General features: G+C 60.6%; 10 protein-coding genes and 1 tRNA gene. 10 read left to right on the top strand and 1 reads right to left on the bottom strand.

The annotated features are described in order from the left end of the window. Positions 1–81: 81 nt before the first annotated feature. Positions 82–154: transfer RNA gene (locus I2E69_RS07985), tRNA-Lys, on the bottom strand. On the opposite strand from I2E69_RS07985, the gene I2E69_RS07980 reads away from it, so the two are divergent. From I2E69_RS07980 to hutI, 10 genes are all read left to right on the top strand, one after another. After that, positions 128–349, top strand: a complete 222-nt coding sequence (locus I2E69_RS07980) for a hypothetical protein (protein ID WP_195460589.1) — start codon at positions 128–130, stop codon at positions 347–349. The two genes, I2E69_RS07985 and I2E69_RS07980, sit on opposite strands and share 27 nt — an antisense overlap. 83 nt (positions 350–432) lie before the next feature. After that, the gene (locus tag I2E69_RS07975) at positions 433–1623 is read left to right on the top strand and encodes a saccharopine dehydrogenase family protein (RefSeq protein WP_195460587.1); all 1191 of its coding nucleotides are present in this window, start codon (positions 433–435) and stop codon (positions 1621–1623) included. 234 nt (positions 1624–1857) lie between these two features. Further along, on the top strand, positions 1858–2997 hold the full coding sequence (gene nspC / locus I2E69_RS07970; RefSeq protein ID WP_195460585.1) for a carboxynorspermidine decarboxylase: 1140 nt from the start codon (positions 1858–1860) through the stop codon (positions 2995–2997). Between the two features lie 31 nt (positions 2998–3028). After that, complete coding sequence (locus I2E69_RS07965; protein ID WP_195460583.1) at positions 3029–4321, top strand: cysteate synthase; 1293 nt, start codon at positions 3029–3031, stop codon at positions 4319–4321. Between the two features lie 20 nt (positions 4322–4341). Further along, positions 4342–5436, top strand: a complete 1095-nt coding sequence (pelA, locus tag I2E69_RS07960) for a pectate lyase (RefSeq protein ID WP_195460581.1) — start codon at positions 4342–4344, stop codon at positions 5434–5436. Positions 5437–5603: 167 nt separating this feature from the next. Continuing rightward, complete coding sequence (locus I2E69_RS07955; protein WP_195460579.1) at positions 5604–7586, top strand: TonB-dependent receptor; 1983 nt, start codon at positions 5604–5606, stop codon at positions 7584–7586. Positions 7587–7783: 197 nt separating this feature from the next. Then, positions 7784–9484 carry a glutamate formimidoyltransferase gene (gene ftcD / locus I2E69_RS07950; RefSeq protein ID WP_195460576.1) on the top strand — a complete coding sequence of 567 codons (1701 nt, stop codon included), beginning with the start codon at positions 7784–7786 and terminating at the stop codon, positions 9482–9484. 1 nt (position 9485) lies between these two features. Continuing rightward, positions 9486–11543 carry a urocanate hydratase gene (locus I2E69_RS07945; protein ID WP_195460574.1) on the top strand — a complete coding sequence of 686 codons (2058 nt, stop codon included), beginning with the start codon at positions 9486–9488 and terminating at the stop codon, positions 11541–11543. 28 nt (positions 11544–11571) lie between these two features. Beyond that, on the top strand, positions 11572–13053 hold the full coding sequence (gene hutH / locus I2E69_RS07940) for a histidine ammonia-lyase (RefSeq protein WP_195460572.1): 1482 nt from the start codon (positions 11572–11574) through the stop codon (positions 13051–13053). Beyond that, positions 13050–14303, top strand: coding sequence for an imidazolonepropionase (gene hutI / locus I2E69_RS07935; protein ID WP_195460570.1), 1254 nt, complete (start codon positions 13050–13052; stop codon positions 14301–14303). Before hutH ends, hutI begins: the two co-directional genes overlap by 4 nt. The last annotated feature ends 21 nt before the right edge of the window (positions 14304–14324 follow it).

The raw sequence follows: 14324 nt of genomic DNA, 5'->3' as shown, positions 1-14324 counted from the left end.
AGACGTGCGGGAACCCGCTGGAGGGACTTTGCCTCTCCCTCCCGAAAACGAAAAAAGGAAGGTGTTAACCTTCCTTTTTTGTGATCCCGCTGGGGCTCGAACCCAGGACCCCAACATTAAAAGTGTTGTGCTCTACCAGCTGAGCTACGGAATCTCCGATACCAAAATGGGAATCGCTTCCGTTTTGGTGGTGCAAATGTACGGATTTATTTTTAATATGCAACACCCGACCTGCAATTTTTGCGCAAAAGTGTGTTTTTTCTCTTTCCGATTAGCTGTTCCTGCTTTCGGCGGGCGAATCATTTTCCTGCTTGCGGCAGGCCCGGACGTGATGGGGCGGGAAATTTGATGCGCGGATTTTGATTTGCCGAAATAAAAAGATATTTTTGTAGGCATTAAAATGAATTTAAACTTTTAAAACTGAATAATTCTATGTGTAAAGCGCTAATAATCGGTGCAGGAGGCGTCGGAACGGTGGTGACGCAGAAAATTGCAGCCAATCCCGTCTTTACGGACGTGATGCTGGCCAGCCGTACCAAATCCAAATGCGATGCCGTGGCGGCAGCTATCGGCGGCAACCGCGTGAAGACCGCCGAGGTCGATGCCGACAACGTGCCGCAGTTGTGCGAGTTGTTCCGCTCGTTCAAACCCGACATCGTGGTCAACGTAGCGCTTCCGTATCAGGATCTGACGATCATGGACGCCTGTCTCGAATGCGGCTGCAACTACCTCGACACGGCCAACTACGAGCCGAAAGACGAGGCGCATTTCGAATATTCGTGGCAGTGGGCCTATCAGGACCGCTTCAAGGCTGCAGGCCTTACGGCCATCCTCGGCTGCGGTTTCGACCCGGGCGTGACGGCCATCTTCACAGCCTATGCCGCCAAACACCATTTCGACGAGATCCACTACCTCGATATCGTCGACTGCAATGCCGGCAACCACGGCATGGCCTTCGCTACGAACTTCAATCCCGAAATCAATATCCGCGAGGTGACCCAGAAGGGCCGCTACTACGAGAACGGCCAGTGGGTCGTGACCGAGCCGCACCAGATTCACCGGCCGCTCAATTACCCCGGTATCGGCGAGCGCGAGTCGTACGTCATTTACCACGAGGAGCTGGAGTCGCTCGTGAAGAACTATCCTACGATCAAGCGGGCGCGCTTCTGGATGACTTTCGGCCAGGAGTACCTCACGCACTTGCGTGTGATCCAGAACATCGGCATGGCGCGTATCGACCCGATCATCTACAACGGCGTCGAGATCGTCCCGATCCAGTTCCTCAAGGCCGTCTTGCCCGATCCCAAGTCGCTGGGCGCCAACTATCACGGCCAGACCTCGATCGGCTGCCGCATCAAGGGCCTCAAGGACGGCAAGGAGCGCACGTACTACATCTATAATAACTGCGACCACGAACAGGCTTTCAAGGAGACCGGCACGCAGGCCGTTTCGTTCACGACGGGCGTTCCCGCGGCGCTGGGCGCTTCGATGTGGGCCAAGGGGCTGTGGCGCGGCGCCGGGGTGTTCAATGTCGAGGAGTTCGATCCCGATCCTTTCCTCGCCGAACTGGGCGAACAGGGTTTGCCGTGGCACGAGTTGTTCGATGTGAACCTCGAAGTGTAGTTCTCCGGTTTTATAGGGCATTTCTGCACTTGCTTTCGCAGGGCGCGAATGGAGCGTTTAAATACGTCCCGTCCGCGCTCTGCTCTGTTAAGGGACAAACCTGCGGCCTTTGCCGTTTTGCGCGGTCTGCGTGTAAGTATAAATGCGTATTTCTCCCAAAAACCAGCCCACGCAGGGCTGTTATTCGCAATGATTTTGCTATTTTTGCAACTGTTTTGAGCTAAAAACAATTCGATGATTGACTTTCTGAAACTGCCTTCACCGTGCTACGTCCTCGACGAGGAATTGTTGGACCGGAACCTGGCGACTATCGGCCGTGTGCGCCGGGAATCCGGTGCGGAAATTATTGTCGCCCTGAAGGCCTGCGCCATGTGGAGCATTTTTCCCGAGTTGGCGAAGCATTCCGACGGTGCGACTGCAAGTTCCGCCGCCGAGGCGCGCCTCGTTTTCGAGGAGTTCGGGCGTCCCGCCCATACCTACGCCCCGGTCTACACGGACTCCAATATCGACGAAATCCTGCGTTGCAGCGACCATATCACTTTTAATTCCGTATCTCAGTTCGAGCGCTTCGGCCAGAAGGCCCTTATCAACGGCATTTCGTGCGGCCTGAGGATCAACCCGCAGTATTCGCCTGTCGAAACGGACCTCTACAACCCCTGCGTTCCCGGCTCGCGGCTGGGCGTCACGGCCGAGCAGTTGGCGGCGTACGGCGGCCTTCCGGAAGGTATCGAAGGACTTCATTTCCATGTCCTCTGCGAATCGCGCCCCGAGCACCTGCGGCTGGCCCTGGAGGCCGTCGAGAAGCATTTCGGACATCTGCTCGATCGGGTAAAGTGGCTCAATATGGGCGGCGGCCACCTGATGACGCATGCCGAATACGACTGCGACTGCCTGATCGCCCTGCTCCGCGGTTTCAAGTCCCGCCACCCGAACCTGCGGCTGATCCTCGAACCCGGCAGTGCCTTCACGTGGCGCACGGGCTATCTGGTTTCGACCGTCGAGGACATCGTCGAGAACGGCGGGGTGACGACGGCTATGCTCGACGTGTCGTTCGCCTGCCACATGCCCGACTGTCTCGAAATGCCCTACAAACCTGCTATCGTCGGCGCGCACGAGCCTGCTGAGGGTGAAAAACGCTGGCGCATGGGCGGTACGAGCTGCCTTGCGGGCGATTACTACGGCGACTGGGCTTTCGATCATGACCTGAAAGTAGGGGAGCGCATCGTTTTCGAAGACATGATCCACTACACGATGGTCAAGACTACGATGTTCAACGGCGTTCACCATCCCGCCATCGTCATCGTGCGCCGCGACGGCCGCGCGGACATCATCCGCGAATTCGGCTACGAGGATTTCAAAAACCGCATGTCGTAAACAACTATACAAAGATATCCCAAACCTTTTCATGAAAGATTTTACACCTACACCTTACACGCTGGAATGCGTTGCCACGGGCCGCGAATTCGAAGACGCCGGCTGGATGCTTGCCGACCCGCAGTGCAAAGAACCGTCGCTTGTCCGCGCCAAATACGCCCGCAAGCAGATCGACGTGAAACCTGCCGACTGGGGTCTGTACCGTTTCTCGGACTGGATGCCCGTGCGACGCATCCTCAAAGGTTCGTCGGCTCCCGTGACCTATAAGAGCAAGGGACTTGCCGGACATCTCGGGCTGGAAAACCTCTGGATCACCTTCAACGGCTACTATCCGGCCATCGGCGCGACGATGTCGACCTGTTCGTTCAAGGAGACCGAGGCTTACAGCGTCTGCGGCCGTGCCGCTGCCGACGAACAGCGCGTGCTGGTGGTGGCTTCGGCCGGAAATACCGCCCGTGCCTTCGCCAAGGTCTGCTCGGATAACAACATCAAACTGCTGCTTTCGGTTCCCTTCGACAATATCGGGGCCCTGTGGTTCGACGAGCCGCTGAACCCCTGCGTGAAACTCATTTCCTGCGAGAAGGGCGGCGACTATTTCGATGCCATCAACCTGAGCGACATCGCACTGAAAGGCCCCGGTTTCTACGCCGAGGGCGGCGCCAAGAACATCGCACGCCGCGACGGCATGGCCTGCACGGTGCTTTCTGCCGTGACGACCATCGGCCGCATTCCCGACTACTATTTTCAGGCCGTGGGCAGCGGCACGGGCGCTATCGCCGCCTGGGAGGCCAATATGCGTCTCGTGGAGGACGGCCGTTTCGGGCAGAATACGATGAAACTGATGGTGTCGCAGAACGCTCCGTTCGTTCCGATGTACGACGCCTGGCAGGCCGATTCGCGCAAATTGCTGCACTACGACGACGATAAGGCGCGCCGCGATGCGGAGATTATCGACGCCAAGGTGCTCTCGAACCGCCGTCCCCCTTACAGTATCACGGGCGGTCTGTTCGATGCCCTGAAAGCTACCGGCGGCGAGGTTTTCGTGGCTACGAACGCCATGGCCCGCAAGGCCCGCAAACTGTTCCACGAACTCGAAGGCGTCGACATCTACTCGGCGGCGGGCGTCGCGCTGGCTTCGCTCGTCAATGCGGTCGCTGCGGGCAAGATCGAGAAAGACGCTACCGTCATGCTCAACATCACGGGCGGCGGCGAGGAGCATTTCAAGGAGGGCAAGGAGCTGTGGTATCTCAAACCGAGCCATGTCTTCCCGCTTGTCCCCGACGAAAACGATGTCGTGGAGAAAGTCGAAGCGCTGTTCAACTGATTTGTTAAATAACCGGGCTTATGAAAAAGACAATCATTGCTTTAGCCGTGTCGTTAGTCACCTTTTCCGCAGGCGCTCAGCAGCCTGTTCCTACGGGGCGTTTCGCCGATGCCGTAAACCATTGGAACAAGGAGCACGGCGCGCAGGCTTACGAGCGTTATAAGCCCGATCAGTTCCGTGAGATCGCCGGCAACATCGTCGCTTACCAGAACGCCGACGGCGGCTGGCCCAAGAATCTCGACATGCTGGCCAGGCTCGATCCCGATTCGGTGAAGGCCGCCCTCAAGCCGCGCCACCGCCTTTCGACGCTCGACAACGCCAATGTCTACACGCAGGTCGAATACCTCTCGAACGTCTATGCGCTGACCGGGGATACCCTCTTCCGCAATTCAGCCCGCCGGGGTATGGAATACATGCTTGCGGCGCAGTATCCCAACGGCGGCTGGCGGGGCTGGGACGCCGACGCCGTGACGTTCAACGACGGCATCATCTACGGCGTGCTTTCGACGTGGAACGAGGTGCTCTCCGGAAAATCCCTTTATGCGTGGGTCGACGACTCCCTGAAATCCCGCATCCGTGCTTCGTGGGATCGGGGAATCGAGCTGATTCTGAAAACCCAGTGGGTGCAGGACGGCGTCCGGACCGTCTGGGCCCAGCAGTACGACCATGAGACGCTGCAGCCCGTCAAGGCCCGGGCCTATGAACTCCCTGCGCTGTCGGCCGGCGAGAGTGCCGACATCACGATGCTGCTCATGCGTATCAAAAAACCTTCGCCCGAGGTCGTCGAAGCGGTCAAAGCCGCCGCCGCGTGGTTCGACCGTACGAAAATCACGGGTAAAAAGGTCGTAACGGTCTCCGTGCCCGAAGGGCTGGAGGAGGACCGGAAGATCAAGAGGGACCGCGTGGTGGTCGACGATCCCGGGGCCGCCCCGATGTGGCCGCGTTACAGCGAACTGGCCGATAACCGTCCTTTCTTCGCCACGCGCGAGGGGGTGAAGGTCTACGACCTGCGCGAAGTCCCTGCCGAACGGCGTGTGGGCTACTCGTGGTACGGCACGTGGGGCAATAAGGTGCTGAAAAAGTATCCCGAGTGGCTGCGCCGGATTGAAAGATAGATCGTCGCTCGCCGGTTATTTCCGGTGTGTTGCGGTCGCAATTTACCGAAAACGGGCTGTACAGGCCCGTTTTTTTTGTTACCTTTGCCGCGTTTGAATGAGGGAGGACTTGCAGCCGGACCCTGGTTCAGACGCTGTTTTTTTATTCTTAATCCAAATTTAAACACATGGAAAACATCCAAGCAAAGCAGTACCCCTGCTTCAGGCGCTGGAACCGTAAGGGCTGGTCGGTCTTTGCGAGCCTTCGGCGCTACGTGACCATCGGGGTTCTCTCTGTCGGGATGTCGATCCTGCTGCTGGCGACGCAAGGTGCGTCCGCGCAGAGTGCCGACACGGCCGCTGTCCTCAGGACATTGCGGATCCGGGAGGTCGGCATTACAGGGAGCCAGGCGGCTCCCGCGCGCAACGCCCAGTCGCACACCCCGCTTTTCGACCGGAAAGCCCAGGCCCCGGCGCCTGTCCAGACTCTGGAAGCCGCCCTGCGCCTTGCGCCTTCGGTCGATGTCCGCGAACGCGGAGGCAAGGGGACGCAGGCCGACATCTTCATCCGGGGAGGCTCTTTCGACCAGACCATGGTCCTTCTCAACGGTATTGATTTTACGGACGCCCGCACCGGGCATCAGTCCCACGCGCTGCCGGTCGATCTCGACTGCATCTCGTCCGTGGAACTGATCGACGGTGTGCCCGGCGTCGGGGCTTATGCCGGAGCGGTAAACATCCGTACCGCGCCGCTGCGCCCGACTTATCTGCGTTTCGAAGGCTCGGGCGGCCAGTACGGCTACGCCTATACGAACCTTTCGGGTGCGGTGACCTCGGGCCGTTTCTCGGTGCTCGGTGCGGCCTCGTACCGCCGCAGCGACGGCTACCGGCACAATACCGATTTCTCCAACTACAATGCCTTCGTGCGGGCGACCTGCGACGGCGGGCGGGCCGGTTTTTTCGACTTGCAGGCCGGGTGGCAGGACCGCGATTTCGGCTCCAACGGCTTTTACGCCGCCTACAATCCCGACCAGTGGGAGCATACCGCAACGGCGCTGGCGTCGCTGCGGTGGCTGAAAACCGCGGGGCGGTTCTCCTTCGGGACTGCGGCGAGTTACCGCAAGAACTTCGACCGCTACGACTGGACCCGCGGCACGGCCATGAACCGCCACAACACCGATAATGCCGGGGCGAAGTTCTGGGCCGACTGCGGCTGGGCGGCAGGAACGACCTCGCTGGGAGGCGATTACGCTTTCAATCATATTTACAGTACCAACCTCGGCGAGAAATTGCGGCGTCCCGAGGGGCACTACACCCATGCCAAAGCGCGCCATACGGGCAATCTCTGGCTGCGGCACACGAAACAGTGGCGGCGTTTCGACGCGGCGGCTTCCGCGGGCGTGAGCCTCACGCCTTACGGCACTTCGGCCCTGTGGAGCCTTTCGGCGGGCTATGTCCCTGCGGCCGGGCTGCGCGTCGAAGCCGGGGCGTGGCAGTCAATGCGCCTGCCGACCTTCACGGACCTCTACTACACTTCCCCGGCCCAGATCAACAATCTCGATCTGGGACCGGAACATGCTGTTACTTATCGTTTCGGGGCTGATTACCTCAAGCGTTGCTGGAACGTTTCGGCGCAGGCTTACTACCGTGCCGGACGCGACATCATCGACTGGGTCCGGCGCGAAGACATGGACGGCAAATGGCATTCCGAACAGTCGAGCCGCCTCGATACCTACGGCGTCGAACTCGCGGGCGGTTACACCGCAGCGACGGGTTTCCTGCGCCGCATCACACTTTTCTACGGCTATATTACGACCGACCGGAATGCAGACATCATCGCCAAAAGCGCCATGGATTTCATGCGCCATAAGGCGGCGCTGGCCGTGGAGGTGCGTTTCCTGCGCCGGATGTCGCTAGCGCTGACCGGTTCGGTCTACGACCGCAACGGCAGCTATACGCATTATCCCGAGCCGGGCAATGCGTCCCTTAGCGAGGACCGCGACTACAAGCCCTATTTCCTGCTCGACGGACGCCTGCAATGGGAAAAGGGCATCTGCCGCCTCTATGTCGACACAACGAACATCACCGATACGCGCTACTGCGATATCGGCGGTATTCCCCTGCCGGGCTTCTGGTGCACGGGCGGGGTGGTGCTGACCCTCGGCAGGTAATCTTCGCTTCCGGGGGCGGGACATGTCCGTTTGCGGAATGCCTCCCGTCCCCGTCCGGCTGCAATCCCGGTCCGGCGCATTGTTGCGCCGGACCTTTCTGTTTTTCGCGAAAACTGCCTGTTTTGTTACGAATTTATCGGAATTATCCCGATTATTTTCTATCTTTGGAAGTATAAGAATTTTAAAGAGCCGATCCTATGTCCAAACGAATCATCGAGTGCGTCCCCAATTTCAGCGAGGGGCGCGATAAAACCGTAATTCGGCAAATCACCGCAGCCATCAAGGCCTCCGGAGGCGTCAAATTGCTCGACGTAGACCCCGGCGAGGCGACCAATCGTACGGTCGTAACCTTCGTCGGCGAACCGGAAGCGGTTGTCGAGGCCGCTTTCGCAGGGGTGAAGCGAGCCGCCGAACTGATTGACATGCGCCGCCACAAGGGGGCGCATCCCCGCATGGGGGCTACCGACGTGCTGCCGCTGATCCCGATTGCGGGCATTACGCTCGAAGAGTGCGCCGACCTGGCGCGCGGGCTGGCCCGGCGCATTGCCGACGAGCTGCGGATTCCGACCTACGCCTACGAGGCCGCGGCCTTTCGGCCCGAGCGGAAAAACCTGGCCGTCTGCCGTGCCGGGGAATACGAGGCCCTGCCCGAAAAACTGGCCTGCAAGGAGTCTGCGCCTGATTTCGGGGCCCGTCCCTTCGACGAGGGCATAGCCCGTACGGGCGCCACGACTGTCGGGGCCCGCGATTTTCTGATTGCTGTCAATTTCAACCTGAACACCACCTCCACGCGCCGTGCCAACGCTATTGCTTTCGACGTGCGCGAGAAGGGCCGTCCCGTCCGCGAGGGCAACCCGATCACGGGCAGGGTGGTGAAGGATGCCGCCGGCAATCCCCTGATGCAGCCCGGGACGCTTCCGGCCACGAAAGCGATCGGGTGGTTTATCGAGGAGTACGGCATCGCGCAGGTTTCGATGAACATCACCGACCTGGCCGCGACGCCCCTGCACGTCGCTTTCGACGAGGTGTGCCGTAAGGCCGACGCCCGCGGCGTGCGTGTTACGGGGACTGAGATCGTGGGCCTGGTTCCGAAGCGCGCCCTTATCGAGGCGGGCAAATACTACCTCCGCAAACAGCACCGCTCGACGGGTATCGCCGAGGAGGAGATCGTCCGCATCGCCGTCAAGTCGATGGGGCTCGACGATCTGAAACCGTTCGATCCGGCCGAAAAGGTTATCGAATACCTGCTTGAAGCGGAGGTTGAACAAAAGCGGCTTATCGATATGACTTGCAAATCGTTCGCCTTGGAGACGGCGAGCGAATCGCCCGCTCCTGGCGGCGGCTCGATTGCGGCTTATATGGGTGCGCTGGGCGCGGCCCTCGGCACGATGGTCGCCAACCTCTCGTCGCACAAGGCGGGCTGGGACGACCGCTGGGAAGAGTTTTCCGACTGGGCCGAAAAGGGACAGGCCGTCCTCGCGGAACTCCTGCACCTCGTGGATGAAGACACCGCGGCGTTCAACCGCATTATGGCGGTCTTTGCCATGCCCAAATCGACCGACGAGGAGAAGGCGGCGCGCAGTGCGGCCCTGCAACAGGCGACGCTCTATGCCACCGAGGTTCCGCTGCGAACGATGAAGGCCGCGTCGCGGGTTTTCGAAATCGTGCGTGCGATGGCCTCGGAGGGCAATCCCAATTCGGTCTCCGACGCGGGAGTGGGCGCGCTGGCGGCCCGCAGCGCCGTGCTGGGAGCTTGTCTCAATGTGAAGATCAACGCCGCGGGGCTGAAGGACCGCACGAAGGCCGACGCGCTCGTCGCCGAGGCGGATGCCCTGGCGACCGAAGCCCGGCGCGAGGAGGCCGAAATACTGAAGATCGTCGAACAGAAAATCGGATGATATGACACGCGAAGAATTCCAGAATGACATACGCGCGGGTATTCCCGACCGGCTGCCCGCCGCGAAACCCTATGACCGGCAGATCAACCATGCGCCCAAGCGCAAGGATATCCTTTCGGACGAAGAGAAGGTGCTGGCCTTGAAAAACGCCCTGCGTTACTTCCCCGTCAAGCACCACGCCGTTCTGGCGAAGGAGTTCGCCGAGGAGTTGCGCAAATACGGCCGTATCTATATGTACCGCCTGCGTCCCGATTACGAGATGTATGCGCGGCCCATCGGCGAGTATCCCGCCCGCTGCCGGCAGGCGGCGGCCATCATGCTGATGATCCAGAACAACCTCGACCCGAAGGTCGCCCAGCATCCCCACGAGCTGATCACCTACGGCGGCAACGGCGCGGTGTTCCAGAACTGGGCGCAATACCGCCTCGCAATGCAGTATTTGTCGGAGATGACCGACCGCCAGACGCTGGTGATGTACTCGGGGCATCCGCTGGGGTTGTTCCCGTCGCACCCCGACGCCCCGCGCGTGGTGGTGACCAACGGCATGGTGATCCCCAACTACTCGAAGCCCGACGACTGGGAGCGGCTCAACGCCCTCGGAGTGTCGCAGTATGGGCAGATGACCGCCGGATCGTATATGTATATCGGGCCGCAGGGCATCGTCCATGGCACGACGATCACGGTGATGAACGCCGCGCGCAAACGCTTCACGGTGGGGCGCACCGATACGCGCGGGATGCTGTTCGTCTCGTCGGGCCTCGGCGGTATGTCGGGAGCCCAGCCCAAGGCGGGTAACATTTCGGGAGTGGTGAGCGTTATTGCCGAGGTCAACCCCAAGGCGGCGCAGAAACGCTACGAGCAGGGGTGGGTCGACGAACTGCATGAAGCATTGGATGAACTGATTCCCCGTATCCGGCAGGCTGTCAAGGCAAAAGAGGTCGTATCGCTGGCTTATGTGGGCAATGTTGTGGACCTCTGGGAACGGTTGGCTGCGGAAGAGATCGCCGTCGATCTGGGCTCGGACCAGACTTCGCTCCACAACCCCTGGGCAGGCGGTTATTATCCTGTCGGGCTGAGCTGCGAGGCTTCGAACAAGATGATGGCCGAGGAACCCGGGCGCTTCCGTGAATGCGTGCAGGAGTCACTGCGGCGGCAGGTGGACGCCATCAACAAGCTGACCGCCAAGGGAATGTATTTCTTCGACTACGGCAATGCCTTCCTGCTGGAAGCCTCGCGCGCCGGGGCGGCGGTGATGGGCGAGGGCGGACGTTTCCGCTATCCTTCTTATGTGCAGGATATTATGGGGCCGATGTTCTTCGACTACGGCTTCGGGCCGTTCCGCTGGGTTTGTACCTCGGGGCTTCCCGAGGACCTCGAAACGACCGATTCGCTGGCCGCCGAAGTGTTGGAAGAGATTCGGAAGACGGCTCCCGGGGATATTCGGGGGCAGTTGGACGACAACATCCACTGGATTCGCGAGGCCGGGCGTAACAGGCTGGTCGTGGGTTCGCAGGCCCGCATCCTCTATGCTGACTGCGAGGGCCGCACGAAGATCGCCGAGGCCTTCAACCGTGCCATTGCCGACGGGCGCATTACGGCTCCCGTGGTGTTGGGGCGCGACCACCATGACGTTTCGGGAACCGACTCGCCTTACCGCGAGACCTCGAACATCTACGACGGCTCGTGCCTGACGGCAGATATGGCCGTGCAGAACGTCATCGGCGACTCGTTCCGCGGCGCTACGTGGGTTTCGATCCACAACGGCGGCGGCGTAGGCTGGGGCGAGGTCGTCAACGGCGGTTTCGGCATGGTGATCGACGGTTCGGAGGAGTCGGACCGCCATATCCGCGAAATGCTGCTGTGGGATGTCAACAACGGCATCGCCCGCCGCAGTTGGGCCCGCAACGAAGGGGCCGTCGAGGCCATCCGCCGCGAAATGGACCGCACGCCCGGATTGCGGGTTACACTCCCCAGTTTCGCCGACGAGGATGTGGTGCGAAATGCGCTGAATGATCAGGCGGCGAGTAAGGTCCTCCGGGATGATGAGCGGTATAAATAGTTGACTAATTAAATTCCGATTACTTCAAATGGAACATCACCATATCACTGCGGAACACCTTTGCGTCGGGCGTATCCGCGAAATCCTGGAACGCCGCCTGCCGCTCGCGCTGAGCGACGATGCCCGCATGCGCATCGTCCGCTGCCGCGAATACCTCGACCGCAAGATGGAGAACACCGAGCGGCCGATCTACGGAATCACGACGGGATTCGGGTCGCTGTGCGACATTTCGGTGGGCCGCGACGAATTGTCGCTCCTGCAACAGAATCTCGTGATGTCGCATGCCTGCGGAACCGGGGAACGTGTCCCCTCGCAGATCGTGAAGCTGATCCTGCTGCTGAAAATCCAGTCGCTTTCGTATGGCCATTCGGGGGTGCAGTTGGCGACGGTGGAGCGCCTCGTAGAGTTTTTCAACCGCGACATACTGCCTGTGGTTTACCAGCAGGGCTCCTTGGGTGCTTCGGGCGATCTCGCGCCGCTGGCCCACATGAGCCTGCCGCTGCTGGGGTTGGGCGAGGTGGAATACAAGGGCGAAGTGCGCCCCTCGGCCGGGGTGCTGTCCGAGCTGGGGCTGGAACCGATCCGGTTGCAGTCGAAAGAGGGGCTTGCGCTGCTGAACGGTACGCAGTTCATGAGCGCCTACGGCGTCTGGTCGCTGATCAATGCCCGCCGCCTGAGCGAATGGGCCGACCGTATCGGAGCGCTGTCGCTCGATGCGTTCGATGGCCGCATCGAGCCTTTCTGCGACGAGGTCCACCTGATCCGCGCCCACAAAGGACAGCTCACGACGGCCCGCAATATCCGGCGGTTGCTCGAAGGCAGCGAACTGATCGGCCGGGTCAAGCACCATGTGCAGGACCCCTATTCGTTCCGCTGTATGCCGCAGGTTCACGGGGCTTCAAAGGACACGATCGACTATGTCGAGAGCGTGCTGACCACCGAAATCAACTCTACGACGGACAACCCGACGGTTTTCCCCGAGGAGGACATGGTCGTCTCGGCGGGTAATTTCCACGGCCAGCCGATTGCCCTGGTGATGGATTTCCTGGCCATTGCCTTGGCCGAACTGGCCAATATCTCCGAACGCCGCACCTATAAACTGATCTCCGGGGCCCGGGAACTGCCGAAATTCCTCGTGGCGAATCCCGGGCTGAACAGCGGCTTCATGATTCCGCAGTACACCGCGGCTTCGATCGTGAGCCAGTCCAAAGGGCTTTGCATGCCCGCTTCGGTCGATTCGATCCCTTCGTCGCAGGGGCAGGAGGACCATGTAAGCATGGGTTCGAATGCCGCCACGAAACTCTGGCGGGTGGTCTGCAACACCGAACGGGTGCTGGCGATCGAACTGTTCAACGCCGCGCAGGCCATCGAGTTCCGCCGTCCGGCGCACACGTCGCCCGTATTGGAGCAAATTCTGGCCGATTACCGCCAACAGGTCCCCTTTATCGATAACGACGAGGTGATGTATCCCCATATCGAAGCCTCGGTCCGATTCCTGCAAAGCCTATGAAATTACTGGTAAAGAACATCGCCCGCATCGTCGGCATCGAGTCGACAGGCCGTATGCGGGTCTGCGGCGCCGAGATGAATACGCTCGACACGCTTGCGGATGCGTGGCTGCTGGCCGACAACGGTCGTTTTGCCGCATTCGGACGCATGGACGAACTGGGTGACATTGCCGCCGACGAAGTCGTCGATGCACAAGGGGGCATGCTCTTTCCGTCGTTCTGTGATTCGCACACCCACCTGGTTTATGCCGGAAGTCGCGAACAGGAGTTTCTCGACAAGATCAACGGCCTGAGCTACGAAGAGATCGCCCGGCGGGGCGGGGGTATTCTCAACTCCGCCGACCTGCTGCACGAAACTTCGGAGGACGAACTCTACGCACAGGCGATGGAGCGCGTGCGGGAGATTGCAGCGATGGGTACGGGCTGCGTAGAGATCAAAAGCGGTTACGGCCTTACGACCGAAGACGAACTGAAGATGCTGCGCGTAATCCGCCGCATCCGCGAAACGTCGCCGCTGGAGGTTCGCGCCACGTTCCTCGGGGCGCATGCCGTGGCGCGCGCCTACCGCGGCCGGCAGGGGGAGTACGTCGACCTGGTGTGCAACGAGATGCTGCCCGCCGTGGCGGCCGAAGGATTGGCCGATTTTGTCGACGTTTTCTGTGACGAGGGATTCTTTACCGTCGAAGAGACGGCCCGCATCCTCAAGGCCGGACGTCGGTTGGGACTGCGGGCTAAAATCCACGCCAACGAACTGGCCGTTTCGGGCGGCGTGCAGGTGGGCGTGGAGTACAACGCCCTGTCGGTCGACCACCTCGAACGCATGGGGGACGAGGAGATCGGCGCCCTGCACGGCGCGGTGACCATGCCGACGCTGCTTCCGGGAGCGGCTTTCTTCCTGGGCATGAGCTATCCCCCGGCGCGCGCGATGATCGGGGCTGGGCTGGGCGTGGCGCTGGCTTCGGACTATAATCCCGGATCGTCGCCCTCGGGCAACATGCGCATGGTGGTTTCGCTGGCCTCGATCCGCATGAAGATGACTCCTGCGGAGGCGATCAACGCCGCGACGCTCAACGGGGCCTATGCCATGGGATTGAGCCGCGAATACGGAAGCATTACTTTAGGTAAGGTAGCCAACTTTTTCATAACCAAACCGATGCCTTCCGTCGAGTTCTTCTCGTATGCCTATCAGACGCCGCTGATCCGCCGGGTGTTCCTGCGCGGGGAAGAGTACGGCTCGGGAAACAGTTTGTAGTGCAGGGACAGACCTTGCGTC

The organism is Alistipes sp. D31t1_170403_E11 (genome assembly GCF_015553985.1).
GTDB lineage: Bacteria > Bacteroidota > Bacteroidia > Bacteroidales > Rikenellaceae > Alistipes > Alistipes montrealensis.
This window is presented reverse-complemented; position numbering and strand designations above follow the sequence as displayed.